Annotated in this window: 21 protein-coding genes; 13 read left to right on the top strand and 8 right to left on the bottom strand. The window is 72.7% G+C overall.

Annotated elements, in window-relative coordinates:
- Positions 1-58: 58 nt before the first annotated feature.
- A complete protein-coding gene (locus ACGFYQ_RS00105) occupies positions 59-1,366 on the bottom strand; it encodes an extracellular solute-binding protein (RefSeq protein ID WP_393738260.1) in 1,308 nt (435 codons plus the stop codon).
- 176 nt (positions 1,367-1,542) lie between these two features.
- Between ACGFYQ_RS00105 and ACGFYQ_RS00100 the strand changes: the two genes are divergently transcribed.
- The 4 genes from ACGFYQ_RS00100 (at position 1,543) to ACGFYQ_RS00085 (ending at position 5,251) form a co-directional block, all read left to right on the top strand.
- Positions 1,543-2,475, top strand: a complete 933-nt coding sequence (locus ACGFYQ_RS00100; protein ID WP_393739658.1) for an ROK family protein — start codon at positions 1,543-1,545, stop codon at positions 2,473-2,475.
- The gene (gene nagA, locus ACGFYQ_RS00095; RefSeq protein ID WP_393738258.1) at positions 2,475-3,638 is read left to right on the top strand and encodes an N-acetylglucosamine-6-phosphate deacetylase; all 1,164 of its coding nucleotides are present in this window, start codon (positions 2,475-2,477) and stop codon (positions 3,636-3,638) included. Before ACGFYQ_RS00100 ends, nagA begins: the two co-directional genes overlap by 1 nt.
- A 99-nt stretch (positions 3,639-3,737) precedes the next feature.
- The gene (locus tag ACGFYQ_RS00090) at positions 3,738-4,664 is read left to right on the top strand and encodes a 1-phosphofructokinase family hexose kinase (RefSeq protein ID WP_393738256.1); all 927 of its coding nucleotides are present in this window, start codon (positions 3,738-3,740) and stop codon (positions 4,662-4,664) included.
- A gap of 122 nt (positions 4,665-4,786) precedes the next feature.
- Complete coding sequence (locus tag ACGFYQ_RS00085; RefSeq protein ID WP_393738254.1) at positions 4,787-5,251, top strand: hypothetical protein; 465 nt, start codon at positions 4,787-4,789, stop codon at positions 5,249-5,251.
- A gap of 68 nt (positions 5,252-5,319) precedes the next feature.
- Here ACGFYQ_RS00085 and ACGFYQ_RS00080 read toward each other — a convergent pair whose 3' ends face one another.
- Both ACGFYQ_RS00080 and cdgB read right to left on the bottom strand, forming a co-directional pair.
- Entirely contained in the window at positions 5,320-6,351 is a 1,032-nt protein-coding gene (locus tag ACGFYQ_RS00080) for a CBM35 domain-containing protein (protein ID WP_393738252.1), read from the bottom strand.
- Between the two features lie 68 nt (positions 6,352-6,419).
- Positions 6,420-8,153 (bottom strand): diguanylate cyclase CdgB, encoded by a 1,734-nt coding sequence (cdgB, locus tag ACGFYQ_RS00075; protein WP_393738250.1) that lies wholly within the window; start codon positions 8,151-8,153, stop codon positions 6,420-6,422.
- Between the two features lie 384 nt (positions 8,154-8,537).
- Between cdgB and ACGFYQ_RS00070 the strand changes: the two genes are divergently transcribed.
- Complete coding sequence (locus ACGFYQ_RS00070; protein ID WP_393739656.1) at positions 8,538-9,023, top strand: flavin reductase family protein; 486 nt, start codon at positions 8,538-8,540, stop codon at positions 9,021-9,023.
- 18 nt (positions 9,024-9,041) lie between these two features.
- On the opposite strand, the gene arfB is transcribed toward ACGFYQ_RS00070, so the two are convergent.
- The gene (arfB, locus tag ACGFYQ_RS00065) at positions 9,042-9,467 is read right to left on the bottom strand and encodes an alternative ribosome rescue aminoacyl-tRNA hydrolase ArfB (RefSeq protein ID WP_215139607.1); all 426 of its coding nucleotides are present in this window, start codon (positions 9,465-9,467) and stop codon (positions 9,042-9,044) included.
- 137 nt (positions 9,468-9,604) lie between these two features.
- Between arfB and ACGFYQ_RS00060 the strand changes: the two genes are divergently transcribed.
- Together ACGFYQ_RS00060 and ACGFYQ_RS00055 are read left to right on the top strand one after the other, a co-directional pair.
- The gene (locus ACGFYQ_RS00060; RefSeq protein ID WP_393738247.1) at positions 9,605-10,180 is read left to right on the top strand and encodes a TerD family protein; all 576 of its coding nucleotides are present in this window, start codon (positions 9,605-9,607) and stop codon (positions 10,178-10,180) included.
- Between the two features lie 83 nt (positions 10,181-10,263).
- The gene (locus tag ACGFYQ_RS00055; RefSeq protein WP_393738245.1) at positions 10,264-10,788 is read left to right on the top strand and encodes a GNAT family N-acetyltransferase; all 525 of its coding nucleotides are present in this window, start codon (positions 10,264-10,266) and stop codon (positions 10,786-10,788) included.
- 17 nt (positions 10,789-10,805) lie between these two features.
- Here ACGFYQ_RS00055 and ACGFYQ_RS00050 read toward each other — a convergent pair whose 3' ends face one another.
- Complete coding sequence (locus ACGFYQ_RS00050) at positions 10,806-12,215, bottom strand: M1 family metallopeptidase (RefSeq protein WP_393738243.1); 1,410 nt, start codon at positions 12,213-12,215, stop codon at positions 10,806-10,808.
- Positions 12,216-12,255: 40 nt separating this feature from the next.
- Positions 12,256-12,813 (bottom strand): heme-binding protein, encoded by a 558-nt coding sequence (locus ACGFYQ_RS00045; RefSeq protein WP_393738241.1) that lies wholly within the window; start codon positions 12,811-12,813, stop codon positions 12,256-12,258.
- A gap of 563 nt (positions 12,814-13,376) precedes the next feature.
- Here ACGFYQ_RS00045 and ACGFYQ_RS00040 point away from each other — a divergent pair.
- The 3 genes from ACGFYQ_RS00040 (at position 13,377) to ACGFYQ_RS00030 (ending at position 15,822) form a co-directional block, all read left to right on the top strand.
- Positions 13,377-14,594: a sensor histidine kinase gene (locus ACGFYQ_RS00040; RefSeq protein ID WP_393738239.1), complete on the top strand. Its 1,218-nt coding sequence runs from the start codon at positions 13,377-13,379 to the stop codon at positions 14,592-14,594.
- Positions 14,591-15,214 carry a response regulator gene (locus tag ACGFYQ_RS00035; protein WP_393738237.1) on the top strand — a complete coding sequence of 208 codons (624 nt, stop codon included), beginning with the start codon at positions 14,591-14,593 and terminating at the stop codon, positions 15,212-15,214. The genes ACGFYQ_RS00040 and ACGFYQ_RS00035 overlap by 4 nt, the downstream gene beginning before the upstream one ends.
- Positions 15,215-15,318: 104 nt before the next feature.
- A complete protein-coding gene (locus ACGFYQ_RS00030) occupies positions 15,319-15,822 on the top strand; it encodes a hypothetical protein (RefSeq protein ID WP_362395822.1) in 504 nt (167 codons plus the stop codon).
- Between the two features lie 445 nt (positions 15,823-16,267).
- On the opposite strand, the gene ACGFYQ_RS00025 is transcribed toward ACGFYQ_RS00030, so the two are convergent.
- Complete coding sequence (locus ACGFYQ_RS00025) at positions 16,268-16,942, bottom strand: pentapeptide repeat-containing protein (RefSeq protein WP_393738234.1); 675 nt, start codon at positions 16,940-16,942, stop codon at positions 16,268-16,270.
- A gap of 134 nt (positions 16,943-17,076) precedes the next feature.
- Here ACGFYQ_RS00025 and ACGFYQ_RS00020 point away from each other — a divergent pair, with 134 nt between their 5' ends.
- The 3 genes from ACGFYQ_RS00020 (at position 17,077) to ACGFYQ_RS00010 (ending at position 19,019) form a co-directional block, all read left to right on the top strand.
- Entirely contained in the window at positions 17,077-18,069 is a 993-nt protein-coding gene (locus ACGFYQ_RS00020; protein WP_393739654.1) for a zinc-binding dehydrogenase, read from the top strand.
- A 93-nt stretch (positions 18,070-18,162) separates the two neighbouring features.
- Positions 18,163-18,675 carry a DUF6232 family protein gene (locus ACGFYQ_RS00015; RefSeq protein WP_393738232.1) on the top strand — a complete coding sequence of 171 codons (513 nt, stop codon included), beginning with the start codon at positions 18,163-18,165 and terminating at the stop codon, positions 18,673-18,675.
- Complete coding sequence (locus tag ACGFYQ_RS00010) at positions 18,672-19,019, top strand: hypothetical protein (RefSeq protein WP_393738230.1); 348 nt, start codon at positions 18,672-18,674, stop codon at positions 19,017-19,019. The genes ACGFYQ_RS00015 and ACGFYQ_RS00010 overlap by 4 nt, the downstream gene beginning before the upstream one ends.
- Here the strand turns inward: ACGFYQ_RS00010 and ACGFYQ_RS00005 are convergent.
- A complete protein-coding gene (locus ACGFYQ_RS00005) occupies positions 19,016-19,552 on the bottom strand; it encodes a GNAT family N-acetyltransferase (protein WP_393738228.1) in 537 nt (178 codons plus the stop codon). The two genes, ACGFYQ_RS00010 and ACGFYQ_RS00005, sit on opposite strands and share 4 nt — an antisense overlap.
- Between the last annotated feature and the right edge of the window lie 143 nt (positions 19,553-19,695).

The raw sequence follows: 19,695 nt of genomic DNA, 5'->3' as shown, positions 1-19,695 counted from the left end.
CGCCGCCCGGCCCGCGCCTGCCCGCGCCGGGCCCGCGCCGACGCGGGTCAGCCCCTTGTCAGCGCGGATCGGCCGCCCGCGCGGACGCCGCGATCTCCTCCAGCACCTGCGCCGGCTGCCCGCCCGGCTGGACGGTCTTGCCGATCTTCTGCTTGATGTCCTCGCTGACGCCCGCCCAGGACTTCTTGCCGGCCGGGTAGAGCCGCGAGCTCGGCAGCGCGTCCAGGAAGGTCTTCAGCTGCGGCGCGGCGCCGCCCGTACCGGCCCCGGCCTGCATCGCCCGGTAGCCGGTGGTCGTCACCGGGAGCAGGTCGTACATGGTGGTGAAGGCGGTCACGTTCTTCGCCTCGTACAGGTGGTCCAGGAACTTGCCGGACTCCTTCGGGTGGCCGTTCTTGAAGGCCATCACCCAGTCCGCGACGCCCATCGCCGAGCGCTCGGTGCCGTCGTTGGTCGGCATCGTCACCATGCCGAACTTGACGCCCTTCCCGGCCGCCTGCTTGATCAGCGTCGGGTGGCCGTTGAGCATGCCGACCTCGCCGCGCGTGAAGGCGTCGAAGGCGGCCTGCCGGTCGGTCTTGCCCGGCTCGGACGGCCCGGTCAGACCCTGTCCGACCATCTTGTCCCGCAGGAACTCCAGGGCCTTGACGTTCTCGGCGGAGTCGATGGAGTACTGCTCTTCGTTGTCGGTGTAGCCGCCGCCGCCCGCGAGCATCCACATCATCGTCTCGGCCTGCGCCTCCTCGCGGCCCAGCGGCAGCGCGAAGGGGGTCTGGACGCCGGCGCCCTTGAGCTTCTTCGCGGCCGCCTCCAGCTCCGCCCAGCTCTTGGGCTGCCAGCCGTTCTTGGCGTCCTTCGCGATGACCCCGGCGTCGGTCAGCAGCTTCTCGTTGTAGAAGAGCAGCCGGGTGCTGGCCACGAAGGGCAGGCCGTACTGGACCCGCTTGACCTTGCCCGCGTCGGCGAGCGGCCCGAGGAAGTCGGCCTCGGTCTTGACGGAGAGCAGCTCGTCCGCCGTGTACAGCCTGCCCGCCTCCGCGTAGTCGGCGTAGGCGCCGATCTGCGCGATGTCGGGGGCCTTGCCGGCCTTGACCATCTCGGCGACCTTGGCGTCGACCTCGGACCAGGAGTAGACGCTGACCTCGACGTTGATCCCCGGGTTGGCCTTCTCGAAGCCGTCGGCGAGCGTCTTCCAGTACGTCGCGGAGGAGTTCTGCGGATTGTCCCCGTACTCGGCCGCCACGACCCGCAGGGTCACCTCGTTGTCCCCGGTGAGTCCGTCGACGGCTCCGCAGCCCGTCAGCGTCACCGCGGTCAGACACAGTGCGGCGCCGGACGCGGCCAGGCTCAGGTATCGGCGCTTCACGGTTCTCGTCCACCCCTTGTTGTACGTACGATCCACGTAAGGTCTACACCACTTTGGCGGCTCGATCACATCCGGATCCGGACCTCGGTCCCGAATTTGTATGGCTGCTCAACAATCCCCTCCAATGGACTAGACCTTTCCCCGTCGAGCACGCGAGACTATCCCCTGTGAAACCCGTGAAACACGTCATCGCCCTCGATGTGGGCGGCACCGGGATGAAGGCCGCCCTGGTCGCCGCCGACGGCACCCTGCTCCACGAGGCGCGCCGCGCCACAGGCCGCGAGCGGGGCCCCGACGCCGTCGTCGAGACGATCCAGGCCTTCGCCGCCGAGCTGCTCGACACCGGCCGGGAGCAGTTCGGAGAGGCCGCCTCGGCCGCCGGGGTCGCCGTCCCCGGCATCGTCGACGCCGAGAACGGGATCGCCGTCTACGCCGCGAACCTGGGCTGGCGCGACGTACCGATGCGCGCCCTGCTCGGCCGACGCCTCGGCGGCATCCCCGTCGCCCTCGGCCACGACGTGCGCACGGGCGGACTCGCCGAAGGCCGCATCGGCGCGGGCCGCGGCGCCGACCGCTTCCTGTTCGTACCGCTGGGCACCGGCATCGCCGGAGCCATCGGCATCGGCGGCCGCATCGAGGCCGGCGCCCACGGCTACGCGGGCGAGATCGGCCACATCGTGGTCCGTCCCGGCGGCCCCGCCTGCGGCTGCGGCCAGCACGGCTGCCTGGAGACCCTCGCCTCCGCCTCCGCCGTCAGCCGCGCCTGGGCGGCCGCCTCCGGCGACCCCGACGCCGACGCCGCGGACTGCGCCAAGGCCGTCGAATCGGGCGACGCGCGCGCCCGGAAGGTGTGGCTGGCCGCCGTCGGCGCCCTCGCCGACGGGCTGGTCACCGCGATCACCCTGCTGGACCCGCGCACGCTGATCATCGGTGGCGGGCTCGCCGAGGCGGGGGAAACCTTGTTCACACCACTACGGACGGCCGTGGAGGAGCGCGTGACGTTCCAGCGGCTCCCGCACATCGTGCCGGCGGCCCTCGGGGACACCGCCGGATGCCTGGGCGCAGGGCTGCTCGCCTGGGACCTACTCGCCACGGAGGTACCTGCCTGATGTCCGGAAGCGCGCACAGCACTGTTCTCTCCGGCGCCAGGGTGGTGCTGCCCACCGGAACCGTGGCCAACGGCCGGGTCATCGTCGACGGCGACCGCATCGCCGGCAGCGCCCCGGAGGGCGCGCGGACCGTGGACCTGTCCGGGCACTGGATCGTCCCCGGCTTCGTCGACATGCACAACCACGGCGGCGGCGGCGCCTCCTTCACCTCCGGCACCGCCGAGGAGGTCCTGACGGGCGTCCGCACCCACCGCGAGCACGGGACCACCACCCTGGTCGCCTCCACCGTCACCGGGGACCTCGACGAACTGGCCCGGCGGGCCGGGCTGCTGGCCGAGCTCACCCAGCAGGGCGAGATCGCGGGCATCCACTTCGAGGGGCCGTTCATCAACGCCTGCCGCAAGGGCGCGCACAAGGAGGAGCTGCTGCGCGACCCCGACCCGGCCGAGGTCCGCAAGCTCATCGACGCCGCGCACGGCGCCGCCCGGATGTTCACCCTCGCCACCGAGCTGCCGGGCGGCCTGGACTCCGTACGGCTGCTGGCCGAGCACGGGGTCATCGCCGCGGTCGGCCACACGGACTCCACGTACGACCAGACGCGCCAGGCCATCGACGCGGGCGCGACCGTGGCGACCCACCTGTTCAACGCGATGCCGGGCCTCGCCCACCGCGCCCCCGGCCCGATCGCGGCGCTGCTGGAGGACGAGCGGGTCACCGTCGAGCTGATCAACGACGGTGTCCACCTGCACCCGGCCATGCTGGAGCTGGCCTTCCACCACGCGGGCGCCCACCGGGTCGCGCTGATCACCGACGCGATGGACGCGGCCGGCTTCGGCGACGGGACCTACCACCTCGGCCCGCTGGAGGTCGAGGTCAAGGAGGGCGTGGCCCGCCTCGTGGAGGGCGGCTCCATCGCCGGCTCGACCCTGACCCTGGACACCGCCTTCAAGCGCTCGGTCACCCTCGACAAGCTGCCCGTGGAGTCCGTGGTCCAGGCGATCTCCGCCAACCCGGCCAAGCTGCTGGGCCTGTACGACGAGATCGGCTCGCTGGAGCCGGGCAAGTACGCGGACCTGGTCGTCCTGGACGCCGGGTTCGACGTCAAGGGCGTCATGCGGCGCGGCGACTGGATCGTCAGCCCGGCCCTCGGGGACGGTTCCTGACGGCCAACCGGCTGTACCGGGGAAGGCGGTCGCCCCCAGGACTGGGCCGACCGCCTTCTCTTTGGCATGATCCCGGCAGCAACAGACCCGGGGGAGCCCATGATCCTGACCGTCACGCTCAACACCGCGCTCGACGTGACCTACCGCGTGCCGAGGCTGCTCCCGCACGCCTCGCACCGGGTCGCCGCGGTCACCGAGCGCCCCGGCGGCAAGGGGATCAACGTGGCCCGCGTCCTGGCCGCCCTCGGCCACGAGGTGACGGCGACCGGCTTCACGGGCGGCCCGGTCGGGGCCGTCGTACGGGAGCTGCTGGCGCGGTCCCCGGGCGTGGTGGACGCCCTCGTCCCCTGCGCGGGCACCACGCGCCGCACCCTGGCCGTGGTCGACGACGCCTCGGGCGACACCACGCAGTTCAACGAGCCGGGCCCGCTGATCACGCCCGCGGAGTGGGCGGGCTTCCTCGCCCACTACGAGACCCTGCTGGCCGGCGCCCGGGCCGTGGCCCTGTGCGGCAGCCTCCCGCCCGGCGTGCCGGTGGGCGCGTACGCGGTGCTCGTACGGGCAGCCCGCGCGGCCGGCGTCCCGGTCCTCCTGGACACCAGCGGCGAGGCCCTGCGCCGCGGGGTCGCCGCCCGCCCCGAGATGATCAAGCCGAACGCCGCCGAGCTGGCCGAGCTCACCGGATCCCGCGAGCCGCTCCCCGCCACCCGTGCCGCCCGCCGCCGGGGCGCCCACGCGGTGATCACCTCGCTCGGCCCGGCCGGTCTGCTGGCCGCCACCCCCGAGGGCACCTGGCAGGCCGCCCCGCCGCGCGCCCTGACCGGCAACCCCACGGGGGCGGGCGACTCCGCCGTCGCGGGCCTGCTGTCGGCCCTGGCGGAGGGCCTGGACTGGCCCGAGCGCCTCACCCGCGCGGTCGCCCTCTCGGCGGCCACGGTCGCGGCCCCGGTGGCGGGGGAGTTCGACCCCGGCGTCTACGAGGAGTTGCGGCTCGCCGTCTCCGTCACCGACAGGAGCGGAAGCTGAACGTCCGTCAAAGTGCGGCGAAGCCCACACCGCTGACGAACCATCGGGTGCATGAGCCCCGGTTCAGAACGATCTAAGATCAACAAGCTCAATTGATCTTCGAACTTACGGGGCCGACCCAAGTGAACCGACTCTTCCGCAACCTGCTCGCCACCGTCACCGGGGTGGTGGCCATCTCCGCGCTCGCCGCGGTACCCGCCCAGGCCCAGACGATCTCGGGGGGCTCCTGCGGCGCGGGCTACTACCAGCAGGACGCCTACCCGCTCGGCGACAGCTCGGGTGCCACCGGCGCCGGCGTCATGTTCCTCTACTACAACAAGTCCACCGGCAAGAACTGCGCGATCCTCCGCCGCGATGCCAACTTCAAGGTCACCGACGGCATGAGCATCGTCCTGGAGGACAGCAGCGGCCAGGCCGACCCCGACGGCCAGCGCGCCTACACCCAGTACGCGGGCCCGGTCTACCTCTACGCCCCGGGCAGGTGCGTCAAGCTCTACGGCGAGGTCACGGGCTACTGGATGGGGAACAACTCCACCTACCTGGAGAAGAAGCACAGCGAGAACACCGGCTGGGTCCACTGCGGCTAGCAGCCACCGGGAACGCCGAGAGGTCCGGCCCTGCCGCGCGAGCGGTGGGGCCGGACCTCTTTTCGCGTTCAGCGCTTGGTGTGCCCCGAACCCAGCTCCAGCTGGTCGAAGATCGCGTCGCACTGGTTGCCGGGCTCGCACGAGATCTTCATCGCGTTCGAGCCCTTCTTGAGGGTGATCCAGGCATAGGTGCGGGTCCAGCCCTTGTCCCAGGCCCCGTCAGCCGCCTTCGCGAAGTTGGACAGGTTCAGCGACTGGTTCGGGCTCTGCCCGTTGACCGTCAGGGTCGCCTTGCCGTCCTTGCCGGGAACGGCGTAGTTGACGAACAGCGTGTAGTCGCCCGCCTCCGGCACCTCCACCGTCCAGGTGAGCGCCGCACCGGTCTGGTTGAAGTTGCCGACGTACTGGCCGCCCGAGCTCTTCGAACCCGGCACCGCGCTCTGCAGCTGCGCGCCACCGCTCAGCACCATGCCCGCACCGGCCGCCTCGCCCTTGGGCAGCGGGGCCTCGGAGGGCTTGGAAGAGCCGCTCGGGGTCGGGGACGAGGGGTTCTGCGGGGCCGCCGACTGCTGGCCGCCGTCCGCCTTGTCGTTCTTGCCCTTGTCCTTGTCGCCGAAGGCGACGGCCGCGCCGATGCCGATCGCGACCGCGCCGACCACCGCGACCGCCGCGATGAGCAGACCCTTGCGGCTGGAGCCGCCACCGCCGCCGTGACCGCCGTGACCGCCGGGGTGCGCGACCGTCTGCGTCTGGTGCTGCGGGGGCTGCTGCTGCGGCGGAACGCCGTAGCCGCCCGCCTGGAGCGCCTCCGGGGCCTGGTACTGGGCCTGGTAGGGCGGCTGCTGCGCGGGCACCTGTCCCCGCTGGCCGCCGTTCCTGCGCTCGCCGACCGTCCGCACCTGGTGGTGGGAGGTACGGGGAACTCCTGGCTGCGCGCCGGAAGGACCGCCTGCCGCGGGCCCCGGGTAGCCGTATCCGCCGCCCTGACCGGGCGGGGTGGCTCCGGCGGCCTGGCCGTCCGCGTAGAGATAGCCGAACGGATCGTCGTCCTCGGGCTTGTTCGCCCCACCGTGCGGGCCGTTGTTCGCGGGCGTCGTCATCGCAGGTCACTCCTTTCGACCCCCGGGAGCCTACCCCGAACAGGTGCGCCCACGGGTGCCCGATCGCCTCAGCCTGCCCGGCGGTGCGCCTTGGAGCGTGACCTCTTCTCGATGTACATCCGCTGGTCGGCGGAGCGCAGCACCTCGTCCGCCGACATACCGCAGCTGGCCCAGCCGATGCCGAAACTGGCCCCGACACGCACCGCACGGCCGTCCACCCGGATCGGCGGGATGATCGCGCTGCGCAGCCGGACGGCGAGATCGGCGGCGTCCGCGGCGCCCAGTCCGTCGGCGAGGACGACGAACTCGTCACCACCCAGCCGGGCGACGGTGTCACCGTCCCTGACGCCCGTCGTCAGCCGCCGGGCCACCTCGATCAGGACCGCGTCACCCGTGTGGTGCCCGAACCGGTCGTTGATCGACTTGAAGCCGTCGAGGTCGCAGAAGAGCACCGCGAGCCCCTTCGTCCCGTCGTCGACGTCCGTCGTGGGCGCCACCGTGTGCACGTGGTGGTCGTACGGGCCGTCCGCCTGGGCGGGCAGCGTCCCGGCGTACTCGAAGGGGTCGGACCCCGCGAACCGGTCGGGGCCGTCGGGCTGAAAGCCGTGCTCACCGGCACCACCCGCCTCGCTCCGCACCTCGTACCCGTCGCCGTGCCCGGCGTGCGCCTCGCGGCCCTCGTAGGCCGCGTCCAGGGCCTCCACGGCGGTGGCCCGTACGGACTGCGGCCTGCGGCACAGCCGCGCGCCGAGCCGGGACCGCAGCTCGGCGCTGTTGGGCAGGCCGGTCAGCGAGTCGTGGCTGGCGCGGTGGGCGAGCTGGAGCTCGTGCCGCTTGCGCTCCTCGATGTCCTCGACGTGCGTGAGCAGGAACCGCGGGCCGTCGGCGGCGTCGGCGACGACGGAGTTGCGCAGGGAGACCCACACGTACGTGCCGTCACGCCGGCCCAGGCGCAGCTCGGCGCGGCCGCCCTCGGCGGAGGTCCGCAGCAGCGTGCCGATGTCCTCGGGATGGACCAGGTCGGAGAAGGAGTAGCGGCGCAGGACCGAGGCCGGGCGGCCCAGCAGCCGGCACAGCGCGTCGTTGGTCCGCAGCAGCCGGCCGTGCTGGTCGCCGCCCATCTCGGCGATGGCCATGCCGCTGGGCGCGTACTCGAAGGCCTGGCGGAACGACTCTTCACTGGCGCGCAGCGCCTGCTGCTCGCGCTCCAGCCGGACCAGGGCGCGCTGCATGTTCGCGCGGAGCCTGGCATTGCTGATCGCAATCGCCGCCTGGAAGGCGTACATCTGGAGCGCTTCCCGGCCCCAGGCGCCCGGCCGGCGTCCATTGCGCGGTCTGTCCACCGAAATGACACCTAGAAGTTCCCCGCCGGACGCATACATGGGGGCGTAGAGCCGGTCCTCGGGGTGCCATTCGTCCTCGAACCGCGGTTCGGGGCCCTCCGTGTGCCACTGGGGGACGTCGTCCTCCATGAGAACCCAGCCCTCGGTGTGCGGGATGAAGCGGAGGCCGTCCCAGTTCTCACCCATCGTCAGACGGCGTTCCCAGGAGCTGCGGGAGCCGACGCGGCCGGTGATGAGAGCCTCCGCGGCGGGGTCGCCGGCGAAGGCGGCGACGACGAGATCACCGTCGGGGCGTACGAGGTTGACACAGGCGAGCTCGTAGCCGAGGCCCACGACGATGCCGTCCACGACGGTCTGCAGAGTGTCCGCCAGGCTCCTGGCCGTGTTGAGCTGGGCCACCACCCGGTGCAGCTGCCGCAGGGTCGCAAGACGGACGTACGGCTCCGACTCGGTCTCCATTGCTCGCTCTCCCCGAGACCTCGACAGCAACTCCAGGTTTGTCATCGGCGTTTCGTTGCGGTGTCCCGTCCACTGAATCACAGTGAGCTGTGCCGCAGGTACACAGGGTCAACAAATCTTGCCCTCTGTGACTCAAGTCACATGAGATGAATAACGGCGTGCTGCTGGGCGTATGCAACTGGGAGCGCTCCCTCACATTCCCGGAAGCAAACGATACGCCCGGGCCTAGGCCAAGGGGCGGGGGCGCGACTCGGACCAGGGCCCGATGTGCGCGCGGGAGCGCGAGACTAGCGTTCCAGCGTGCTGAAGACGACCCCTGTCACCACCCCGCCCCATGCCAGCCCCCATGCTGAGGGGGTGAGCAACGACGAGTTCCGGGCAGCCATGTCCCGGCTGGCGGCGGGCGTGTGCCTGATCACCGCACACGAGACCCCTCTGACGGCGGACGGCCCGCGCGGCGAGGACGTCGGCATGACGGCGACCGCCTTCATGTCCGTGTCCCTGGACCCGCCCCTGGTCCTGGTGAGCCTGCGCGAGGGCTCCCGGATGGACGACCTGCTGGCGGAGCAGCCGCTGTGGGCGGTCTCGCTCCTCGCCGACCACCAGCTCCAGGTCGCCGGCCGCTTCGCCATGAAGGGCCGGATCAGCGACCGGCTGCTCTTCGCGGACCTCCCCCACGTCCGCGGCGAGGTCTCGGGCGCCCCGCTGCTGAGCGGCGCCCTGGCCACCCTCGAATGCCGTACGGAGAACCGCGTCGAGGCGGGCGACCACACGCTGGTCATCGGCCGCGTCCTGACCGCCGGCCTGCCCTCCCCGGACGGGCAGCCGCTGACGTACTTCCGCGGCCGCTACCGCCACCTGGGCCAGTAGTCCCAGGGCCGGGCGGCGCTACCAGTCCCGGCCGGTCCGCCCGCGCTTGGTCTCGGCCCGCGCCTTCTTCTCCCGCAGCCGGCGCTCGTTGATCCCGCGAGGGATCTTCGTCGCCCGGCGCGGCTTCGGCGGCGGCGCCGTCGCCTCGGCCAGCAGCGAAGCCAGCCGGACCAGCGCCATCTCCCGGTTGCGGAACTGCGAGCGGTGCTCGGAGGCCCGTACGGTCACCACCCCGTCGACCAGACGGGACGCGAGCCGCTCCAGCGCCCGCGCCTTCCACACCTCGGGCAGCGCGTTCGTCGCCGCCACGTCGAAGAGCAGCTCCACGCGGGAGTCCGAGGTGTTCACGTGCTGGCCGCCCGGTCCGGAGGACCGCGAAAAACGCCAGGCGAGCTCGCCCTCGGGGAGCACGACCGAACCGCGGATGACATAGGGACCAGGCATGCCCCTATGATCCGTGCCCGCCGCCGCCCCGTCACCCGCATTTCGCACGGGAACCCGAGCGCCCCCTCGTGGCGTTATAGGGATGAGCGGTAACTTGACCGCGTTCGTGCATGCTGGATGAGGAAAGGGACAATCCCATGGCTGTCAGCCTGTCCAAGGGCGGCAACGTCTCGCTCTCGAAGGAGGCCCCCGGCCTCGCTGCCGTCACGGTCGGCCTCGGCTGGGACGTCCGTACGACCACCGGTGTCGACTTCGACCTCGACGCCTCCGCCATCGCCGTGAACCCGATGGGCAAGGTCGTCTCCGACGGCCACTTCGTCTTCTTCAACAACAAGTCCACCCCGGACCAGACCATCGTCCACACCGGTGACAACCGCACCGGCGAGGGCGCGGGCGACGACGAGGCCATCAACGTCAACCTCGCCGGCCTCCCGGCCGACGTGGACAAGATCGTCTTCCCGGTCTCCATCTACGACGCCGAGGCCCGCAGCCAGAACTTCGGCCAGGTCCGCAACGCGTACATCCGCGTCGTGAACCAGGCCGGCGGCGCCGAGATCGCCCGCTACGACCTCTCCGAGGACGCGGCGACCGAGACCGCCATGGTCTTCGGCGAGCTCTACCGCAACGGCGCCGAGTGGAAGTTCCGCGCGGTCGGCCAGGGCTACGCCTCCGGCCTCACCGGCATCGCGCAGGACTTCGGCGTCAACGTCTGAGTCCCGCCCGCGGCGGCCGACGCCGTCGCCGGCGAAGCCCCCTCCCGGCCGTCCGGGGAGGGGGCTTCGCTACGGTTGACCAGGTGATTCTTCAACCGCTCGTCCCCGTGGACGGCGCCCTGCCCGGTCCGGTCCTGACCGAGATCGCCGCCCTGTACGCGACGAACCACGCGTTCTTCGAACTCAGCGGCGACTTCCCCGACCCGAACCGCATCACGGTCGAACAGGTCGCGGCCTCCCTCGCCGACGAACTCGCCCATGACGGCGCCGAGGTCTTCCTCGCCCGTTCCGCCGGCCGGCTCGTCGGCATGGCGGCCACCCTCGCCACCCACCCCGATCCGGCCTCCGGCGACCCGGACCCGTGGATCGGCCTGCTGCTCGTCGACGCCACCGCCCACCGCGAGGGCTACGGGCGCGCCGTGGCCACCCTCGTCGAGGACCGCTTCCGCGCCGCCGGACGGACCGGCCTGCGGATCGCCGTACTCGACAACAACCCCAAGGCCATGGCCTTCTGGGAGTCCCAGGGCTACACCCCGCTGCGCCGGGCCGAGGACCGCGAACTGGGCCGCGCGTGCACGGTGCTGCGCAAGCCGCTGGCCGCCCCGTAAGACCCTCGGCCACCGGGCTACTCGGGGCGGTCCTTCCCGTACAGCCACACGTCCCAGACCTTCTTCAGGTCGTGCCCGGTCTTCTCCTGCGCGTAGGCGGTGAAGTCGGCCGTACTCGCGTTCCCGTGCCGGTGGTCGGCCGCCCAGCCGCGCAGCAGGGCGAAGAACTTCTCGTCGCCCACCTCCTGACGGATCCGGTGCAGCACCATCGCACCGCGGACGTACACCGGCTGCGAGGAGATGTCCTCGGGCCCGGGCGGGGCGGCCGGGGGGAAGGCGTCCCAGCCGGAGCGGGCGTCCTCGTCGACGTCCGTGTCACCGGCCAGGAAGGCATCGAACTCCTGCTGCGCGGTGGTCCCGCCGTGGTCCTCGGCCCACAGCCACTCGGCGTAGGTCGCGAAGCCCTCGTTGAGCCACATGTCCTTCCAGGACTTCGGCGACACCGAGTTGCCGAACCACTGGTGGGCCAGCTCGTGCAGCAGGGTCTCCTCGTCGGTCGCGCCGGGGAAGACGGGCTTGGTCTGGGTCTCCAGCGCGTAGCCGAGGGTCCCGGCGGGCAGCACGACCGCCCCCGCCGTGCCGAAGGGGTACGGGCCGAACCGGCCCGCCGCCCACTCCACCATCTCCGGCAGCCGCGCGAGGACGCCCGCGCTCGCCGCCGCCTCCCCGGGCGCCACGGCGTTGTACAGCGCGACCCCCGACGGGGTCCGTCCGGTCGTCACCCGGTACTTGCCGACGACGGCGGTCGCCAGATAGCTCGCCATCGGCTCCGGGTTGTGCCACGCGAACACGGTCCGCCCGTCGGCGTCGGTGGTCCGCGAGCGCAACTCGCCGTTCGACACGGCCTCGTAGCCCTGCGGCACCGTGATCGTGATGTCGTACGCGGCCTTGTCGCTGGGGTGGTGGTTGCCCGGGAACCAGGTCATCGAGCCCACCGGCTCACCGACGCCCACCGCGCCGTCGTCCGTGCTGATCCAGCCCTCCTTGGCGCCGTCCGCGTCCGTGAGGGCCTTCGGCCTGCCGGCGTAGTCGACCTCCGTACGGAAGACCTCGCCCTTCTCCAGGTCCTCGGCCGGGCGCACGGTCAGCTCGTTGCCGGTCCGGTTGTACCGGGCCCCGGCGCCCTGCACCGTCACGCCCTCGACGTTCAGGCCGCTGAGGTCGAGGTTGAAGGAGCTGAGCCGCTGCCCGGCGCGGGCGGTGATCACCGCCGTGCCGTGCAGCCGGCCGTCGGCGGGGTCGTAGTCCAGGTCCAGGTCGTAGTGCTCGACCTGGTAGCCGCCGTTGCCGGCCTTGGGGAAGTACGGATCACGCAGCCCCGCCGCACCCGGCCGCCCCTGCACGGGGCCGCCCGTACACGCCGTGGTGAGGGCGAGCAGGGCGGCTACGGCGGGGGCGGCGAGACGGGAAAGAGCACGGTGTTCCACGCACTCGATCCTAGGCGGGCGTCATCGTGTCCTACTTGATCTACTTGGCGAGGGCGTCGACGCCGGCCTTGGCGAACTTCTCGTCCAGCTCGCCGCTCGGGGCGCCGGCCACGCCGATGCCGGCGACCGGGGCGCCGTCGGCCTGCACCGGGGTCCCGCCACCGAGGAAGAGGGTGCCGGGGATGTCCTTCAGGTTCGGGGCCTGGGCGAGGCGGCCCACGAGCACCGAGGTCGGGGCGTTCCAGGACACGGCGGTGAAGGCCTTGCGCTGCGCCGACTCGTAGGACTGCGGGCCCGCGCCGTCGCCGCGGAGGGTGACGATGGTGTTGCCGTTGCGGTCCACGACCGCGACGGTCACCTTCTGGTTCTCGCTCTGGGCGGCCTGGAGCGCGGCCTGGGCGGCGCGGGTGGCGGCGTCGATGGTGAGGTGCGTCGTGGCGGTGAAGTTCTTGTCGCCCGGCCCGTCCTTCTTCGCGGACACGGCAGCCGGCGCGGCCTCGGCGGCGGGGGTGGCGCTGGCGCTGACGGCACCGAAGGTCCCGGCGCCGAGCGCGACGGCGAGGGCGGTACCGGTGAGAACGCGGGTGCGGGTGTTCATCTCTGCTCCTGAGAACGGTTGACGCGGTGACTGCTCCAAGCCTGTCCCCGAACCCCCCGCCACCCCGTCCCCGTACCGGCTCCCCCCACCGACCGCACCGGCTGACCCGGGGGTCATCCGATCGGTCGATGCGCACCGCCACGAGGACCGTATTGGCTGGTCACGTCTCCCCCACCGGCGCTTGCGGCTCGGGCTCCGGGGCGGAGCCCGACCTCCAGCCCGCCTGGGGGCCCCTCCCAGCGGTAGCTGGGGGAGCTTGCGGCGCGGGGCCCGGGGCGGAGCCCCACTTCCAGCTACGCCGGCGCTTGCGGCGCGGGGCCCGACCTCCAGCCCCGCCTGGGGGCCCCTCCCAGCGGTAGCTGGGGGAGTTTGAGGCGCGGGGTCCGGGGCGGAGCCCCGGCAACGGCGCCGCAGGCGACTGGCGGCCTGGCCGAATCCAGCCCCGCCGGCGCTTGAGGCGTGGGGGTCCCCCCGGACGGAGTCTGGGGGAGGGTCCGGGGCAGCGCCCCGGCAACGGCGCCGCAGGCAACAATGGACGCAAGCCCCGAACCCAGGAGCACCCCGTGACCCCCGCCCCGCCACGCGACACCCGCACGCTGGCCACGGTCGCCCACACCGCGTTCTTCCTGCTCCTCGGCGCCTCGCTGGCCCGCTTCCTCCTCCACCACCCCGGCGAACCCCGCACCCCGTGGATCATCGCCCTCAGCATCACCCTGGCCCTGCTGTACGTACTCGGCCCCGCCGTCGGCCCGGCCCTCGGCGCCGCCCCAACCGCCCCAACCGCCCCCACCGCACGCCGGACCCGGCGGACCCGGCGGACCCGCCAGACCCTCTGGCTCGGCCTGATCGTCGCCACCTGGGTGGTCCTCGTCGTCCTCGCCCCGAGCTTCGCCTGGTGCGCCGTACCGCTCTTCTTCACCGCCCTGCGCACCCTCCCCCCACGCGCCGCGATCGTCCTCGTCGCCCTCCTCACCGGCTTCGTGGTGATCGCCCAGCTGAAGCTGGCCGGGTCCTTCGACCCCAATCTCCTCCTCGCCCCGCCCGCCGTCGCCGCCCTCGCCACCGCCGTCTTCGTCCACATGGAACGCCAGGCCCAGGCCCAGCGCGCCCTGATCGACGACCTGATCCGCACCCGCCGGGAACTGGCCGCCACCGAACGCCGCGAAGGCACCCTCGCCGAACGCCAGCGGCTGTCCATGGAGATCCACGACACCCTCGCCCAGAACCTCTCCAGCCAGCAGATGCTCCTCCAGGCCGCCGACCGCACCTGGGACACCGAACCGGCCACCGCCCGCGCGCACGTCCGTACCGCCACCGGCATCGCCGCCCGCGGCCTCGCCGAGGCCCGCCGCCTCGTCCACGACCTGGCCCCGGCCGAACTCGCGGACGGCACCGGCCTCGCCGACGCCCTGCGCGCCCTGGACGCCGGACCGGACATCGAGGTCCGCTTCCACCTCGAAGGCACCCCGGCCGCACTCCCCGGCCGGGTGCAGTCCGCCCTGCTGCGCATAGCCCAGGGCGCGCTGGCCAACGTACGGGAGCACTCCGGCGCCCGGACGGCAGCCCTCACCCTGAGCTTCCTCGGCGACCAGGTGGTCCTGGACATCGCCGACGACGGCCAGGGCTTCCACGAGCCCCGCGTCGCCACCGCGGAACGCGGACACGGCCTCCCCGCGATGCGCGCCCGCGTCCGCCAGCTCGGCGGCACCCTGACGATCGAATCCACGCCGGGCGAGGGCACCGTCCTCTCCGCGGCCATCCCCCTGGAGCCCACCGGATGACGACGATCCTGCTCTGCGACGACCACGTGGTGGTCCGCGCCGGACTCCTGGCCCTCCTCGGCAGCGAGCCCGACATCGAGGTCCTCGGCGAGGCGGGCAGCGGCGAGGAGGCCGTGGCCCTGGCCGCCAAGCTCCGCCCCGACGTGGTCCTCATGGACCTCCAGCTCGGCGAGGGCATCGACGGAGTCGAGGCCACCCGCCGCATCACCTCCGCCCCGAACCCCCCGCACGTCCTGGTCCTCACCACGTACGACACGGACGCGGACATCACCCGCGCCATCGGCGCGGGCGCGACCGGCTACCTCCTCAAGGCGGAACGCCCCGAGGAGCTCTTCGCCGCCATCCACTCGGCGGCCCAGGGCCGCACCACGCTGTCCCCGCCGGTGGCCAGCCGCGTCATGGCCCACATGCGCGGCACCCGCCCCACCCTGACCGACCGCGAACTGGACATCCTCGGCCAGCTGGCCCGCGGCCTCGGCAACCGCGACATCGCCCGCGCCCTCTTCATCAGCGAGGCCACCGTCAAGACCCACCTGGGCCGCATCTACGACAAACTCGGCGTCGACACCCGGGCGGGCGCCGTCGCCGTGGCCAAGGAACAACGCCTGCTGCCTTCTTGACGCGCTCCGTCCGGCGGGTCCCGGGGGAGCCGGGCGGCCGCTGACACCGCCCCCGCGCCGTCCGGGGTGAGGACACCCCCCGCACCCGTGACACCATCGGTTACGTGCTCGACATCGGCTACTCCCTCTCCCGGCGCTTCCCCGACCCCCCGCAGACCGACTACCGCTCGGCGGACGTCCACACCCTGCGCCACGACCTGTTCTGCGGGGACGTCTACCTCGCCGACACCACCACGGACCGGGAAGTGTCCACAGCCTGGGGATGGGTGCCCGTACTGGACTTCGCCTGGGCCCTGTGCGACATCGTCGAGCAGCTCGACCAGGACCCGCGCGGCAACCGCTCCGCCAATCGCCAGTACGCCGAACTCGACTTCACCGAGTCCACCGACCGGATGCTCTTCGAGCGCCGCTTCGGCTGGGTCGACGTCGAGGCCGACTGGATGCCGGGCGAGGAGGAGCCGCTGACCTTCAGCCACCGCCTGCTGCGCCGCGAAGCCCGCGACTTCCTGCACGACCTGATCGCCGACCTGGTCGACATGCACGACGGCCTGGCCGAGAACCCCGCCATCTGGATGCTCCAGTCCCGCTTCCCCCGAGTCCCGGCCTAACCCCTGCGGCGCACGGCCCCACTCACCGGGGCCCCGCGCCTCCCTGCGGGGCTGATCGGTGCGCCGCCGCTGCCAGGGGCTCCGCCCCCGGACCCCCGCGCCTCAAACGCCGGCGAGGCTGAAATTGCCCTATGGGCAATCCAGCCCACCCGGGCGGCATCGGCAAATCCAGCCCTCCGACGTCCGAGGCGCGCGCCACGGGGCGCAGGCCCAACCTCCAGCCTCGCCGGCGTTTGAGGCGCGGGGTCCGGGGCGCAGGCCCAACCTCCAGCCTCGCCGGCGTTTGAGGCGCGGGGTCCGGGGCGGAGCCCCGATCTTTCAGCCCCGCCGACGCCTGACGCGCGCGGCACGGGACGCAGCCCCAACCTTCAGCCCCGCCGGCGTTTGAGGCGCGGGGTCCGGGGCGGAGCCCCGGCAGGCGGCCCACAGGGGCCCGCCGGCCCCGTTACGGAACCACCCTCACCCCCAGCTGCGCAGCAAGGGCCGGGGCCAGCTCGAACAGCTGCCCCGGGCTGATCACGGCCCCGGCCAACGCCTCCACCCCCCGCGCAATCTCCAGCACGCCCGCGGCCCGCAGATCCACATCCGTCATCCGCACGCCGCTGAAATCCACCCCCCGCAGCCCGCAGTCCCGGAACTCCACCCGCTCCAGCACCGCACCCCCGAAGTCCGGCTCCACGAGCACGCACCCCTCGAAGACCACGTCCCGCAGCCGCGCCTTCCGCAGGTTCAGGTAGTCGATCTTGCCGCCCCGGATCACCACCCGCTCCAGTACGGCCCCGTGCAACTGCACCCCGCCCAGCCGCGCGTCGACCAGCTCCACGTCCCGCAGCGAGGCCCCCGCCAGGTCGGTCCCCACCCCGCGGACCCCCTCCAGTACCGAGTCCAGGAACCGCGCCTTCGCCAGCCCCGCCTCGTCCAGCGCGCACCGCCGCACCGCGCAGTCCATGAACCGGGCCCCGACCCCCTCCTGCCCCGCCAGGTCCAGGTCCGCGAACTCCAGCCCGTCGTAGTCCCCGTCCGGCTCCAGCTCGTCCCCCTCCCACACCGCCAGCTCCGGCAACCGCACCTCCGGCCGCCGCGCCGCCTTCACCGTCTCCTGCTGCCCTTTGCGCGCCATGCCCCCATCGTGGCGCAGCCCACTGACACGACCCGGCAGCACCGCCAGCCTCTTGACCTCAACCACGGTCGAGGTCGAAGGCTGACTCCATGAAGACCATGAAACCCATGAAGGCCATGAAGGCCATGCAGACCATGAACGCCATCCGCCTCCACACCTTCGGCCCCGCCGAGAACCTCACCTACGAGGCCGTCCCCACCCCCGCTCCGGCCCCCGGCCAGGTCCGCATCGCCGTCGCCGCCGCCGGCGTCCACCTCCTCGACACCACCCTCCGCCAGGGCGTCCAGGGCCCCGCCCCCGCTCTTCCCGAGCTCCCCACCGTCCCCGGCCGCGAGGTCGCCGGCACCGTCGACGCCCTCGGTCCCGGCACCGACCCCGCCTGGCTCGGCCGCCGCGTCGTCGTCCACCTCGGCTTCGCGCCCGGCGGCTACGCCGAGTACGCCGTCGCCGACGCAGACCGCCTGCACCCCGTCCCGTCCGGGCTCGACCCCGCCGAGGCCGTCGCCATGATCGGCACCGGTCGCACCACCCTCGGCATCCTCCAGTTCGCCGAGCTCGGCCCGGACTCCACCGCCCTGATCCCCGCCGCCGCCGGCGGCATCGGCACCCTGCTCGTCCAGTACGCGAAGAACGCCGGCGCCACCGTCATCGCCCTCGCCGGCGGCCCCGCCAAAGCCGCCCTCGCCGCCGCCAACGGCGCCCACCTCGCCCTCGACTACACCGCCCCCGACTGGCCCGACGCCGTACGCGCCCACTCCCCCGGCGGCGCCACCGTCCTCTTCGACTCCGTCGGCGGCGACACGGCCCGCGCCGCCCTCGGCCTCCTCGCCCCCGGCGCCCGCCACCTCGTCTTCGGCTGGTCCGCCGGTCCCCTCACCCTCACCGACGCCGAACGCGCCGACCTCACCGCCCGCGGCATCACCACCCGGAACGTCCTGGGCCCCGCCATGTTCGAGGCCGTCGGCGCCCCCGACCCCCTCCGCGTCCTGGAGACCCGCGCGCTCGCCGAGGCCGCCGCCGGCCGCCTGCGCCCGGCCGTCCAGCGCCACCCCCTCGCCGAGGCCGCGGCCGCCCACCGCGCCCTGGAGACCCGCGCGACCACCGGCAAGGTCGTCCTGGAGCCGTAGCCCACTTCTGGTTCTTCTTCGTCAATTCCGCTTGCTGAGAGCTCAGTTGACGAGGATCCTGTGCGCTACGACGGGCATTCGGGGGGAGACGAAATGGCCAGACGTGAGGTCATCCAGGTGCGCGTCAGCAAGCGGGTGCTCTGGATCGGCGGCGAGGCGTACCCGCTGCAGAACATCGCCCGCGCGACGACATGGCGGATCGACCCCGAGCGCGGGCGGGCGGTGGGGCAATTCATCAAGTCCATGCTGACCCTGGGGATCCTGACGGTCATCGCGTTCGCCGCCCTCCAGGGCGTGGCCGGCGACCAGTTGATGAACGGCGTGACCTTCGCCGCACTGGCGCTCGCCGCGTTCTTCCTCTACCGGCTGATCTCCGTACTGACCACGAGGACGTACTACGCGCTGGTCATCGAGACCTCCGGAACTCCCCGCACGCTGCTCGCGAGCGCGGACCAGCAGGAGGTGCAGCAGCTCGTCCTCGACATCATGGAAGCCATCGACGACCCGCACGCCGACTTCAGCAGGCCGATCAACACCTACAACATCGGTCAGATCGGCGACAACTACCACGCCTCCGGCAGGGGCGGCGTCGGGAGGATCGGATGACCGGCAACGAGCCCGTCCACATCGGCCAGATCGGCGACAACTACAACGCCTCCGGCCCCGGCAGCATCGGCCGGATCCAGAACACCTACCAGGGCGCGCAGGACCCGCAGGCCGTCTTCGAGGACATGATCCGGGCGATCCGGACGCTCCGCGGCCAGGTCTCCGACGAGGACCGCCAGGTCATCGACGAGTCCCTCGCGACCATCACCCAGGGCGACGCCGCGCCACCCGGTGCCTTCCGCCGGGCGCTCGCCTCCGTCACCGGCGTCGCCACACTCGTCGGCGAGATCGGCCTCCCCGTGGCCGAAGCGGTCCGCCGCGTCCTGGCCCTGCTCGCCGGCTAGGCCCTGTCCGGGCGGTCCGCCCCACCCGCACGGTCCGCCCGGTCCGCGCCGTCCTCCGGACCGCCCGCGCCCAGCTCCGCCAACGGCCCGTCCGTCAACCGGTACACCGACCACTCGTCCTGCGGCCGCGCGCCCAAGGCCTCGTAGAAGGCGATCGTCGGCGCGTTCCAGTTCAGCACCGACCACTCCAGCCGCCCGTACCCGCGCTCCACGCAGATCCGCGCCAACTCCCGCAGCAGCGCCTTCCCGTAACCGCCCCCGCGCGCGCCCGGCCGTACGTACAGGTCCTCCAGGTAGATCCCGTGCACCCCGCGCCACGTCGAGAAGCCGAGGAACCACACCGCGAACCCGACGACCTCCCCCTCGGCCGTCTCCGCGATGTGCGCGAACGCCGCCGGCCGCTCCCCGAACAACGCCTCCCTCAACTGCTCCTCGGTCGCCCGCGCCTCGTGCGGCACCTTCTCGTACTCCGCGAGCTCACGGATCATGGCGCGAATGGCAGGGACATCGTCGACAACAGCGCTACGGATCATGCCCGCACCCTAGGTCGTGTCGTCAAAGTCCCGTCTGGCTGGTGGGGCCTGGCACGCACTCCCCCAGACTCCGTCCGGGGGGACCCCCAGCCGCGTTGTCGTCGGTCACCGACGTCCCCCAGCTACCGCTGGGAGGTGCCCCC

Source organism: Streptomyces sp. NPDC048258, assembly GCF_043201995.1.
GTDB lineage: Bacteria > Actinomycetota > Actinomycetes > Streptomycetales > Streptomycetaceae > Streptomyces.
Note: the sequence above shows the minus strand (reverse complement) of the source record. Positions and strands in the feature narration are given on the sequence as shown.

What these genes read in the sequence shown, in the direction of transcription:
- nagA (WP_393738258.1), top strand. Translation starts at nt 2,475, where the DNA reads ATGTCCGGAAGCGCGCACAGCACTGTTCTCTCCGGCGCCAGGGTGGTG.
- ACGFYQ_RS00090 (WP_393738256.1), top strand. Translation starts at nt 3,738, where the DNA reads ATGATCCTGACCGTCACGCTCAACACCGCGCTCGACGTGACCTACCGC.
- ACGFYQ_RS00080 (WP_393738252.1), bottom strand. Translation starts at nt 6,351, where the DNA reads ATGACGACGCCCGCGAACAACGGCCCGCACGGTGGGGCGAACAAGCCC.
- cdgB (WP_393738250.1), bottom strand. Translation starts at nt 8,153, where the DNA reads ATGGAGACCGAGTCGGAGCCGTACGTCCGTCTTGCGACCCTGCGGCAG.
- ACGFYQ_RS00070 (WP_393739656.1), top strand. Translation starts at nt 8,538, where the DNA reads ATGTCCCGGCTGGCGGCGGGCGTGTGCCTGATCACCGCACACGAGACC.
- arfB (WP_215139607.1), bottom strand. Translation starts at nt 9,467, where the DNA reads ATGCCTGGTCCCTATGTCATCCGCGGTTCGGTCGTGCTCCCCGAGGGC.
- ACGFYQ_RS00060 (WP_393738247.1), top strand. Translation starts at nt 9,605, where the DNA reads ATGGCTGTCAGCCTGTCCAAGGGCGGCAACGTCTCGCTCTCGAAGGAG.
- ACGFYQ_RS00045 (WP_393738241.1), bottom strand. Translation starts at nt 12,813, where the DNA reads ATGAACACCCGCACCCGCGTTCTCACCGGTACCGCCCTCGCCGTCGCG.
- ACGFYQ_RS00035 (WP_393738237.1), top strand. Translation starts at nt 14,591, where the DNA reads ATGACGACGATCCTGCTCTGCGACGACCACGTGGTGGTCCGCGCCGGA.
- ACGFYQ_RS00025 (WP_393738234.1), bottom strand. Translation starts at nt 16,942, where the DNA reads ATGGCGCGCAAAGGGCAGCAGGAGACGGTGAAGGCGGCGCGGCGGCCG.
- ACGFYQ_RS00020 (WP_393739654.1), top strand. Translation starts at nt 17,077, where the DNA reads ATGAACGCCATCCGCCTCCACACCTTCGGCCCCGCCGAGAACCTCACC.
- ACGFYQ_RS00015 (WP_393738232.1), top strand. Translation starts at nt 18,163, where the DNA reads ATGGCCAGACGTGAGGTCATCCAGGTGCGCGTCAGCAAGCGGGTGCTC.
- ACGFYQ_RS00010 (WP_393738230.1), top strand. Translation starts at nt 18,672, where the DNA reads ATGACCGGCAACGAGCCCGTCCACATCGGCCAGATCGGCGACAACTAC.
- ACGFYQ_RS00005 (WP_393738228.1), bottom strand. Translation starts at nt 19,552, where the DNA reads ATGATCCGTAGCGCTGTTGTCGACGATGTCCCTGCCATTCGCGCCATG.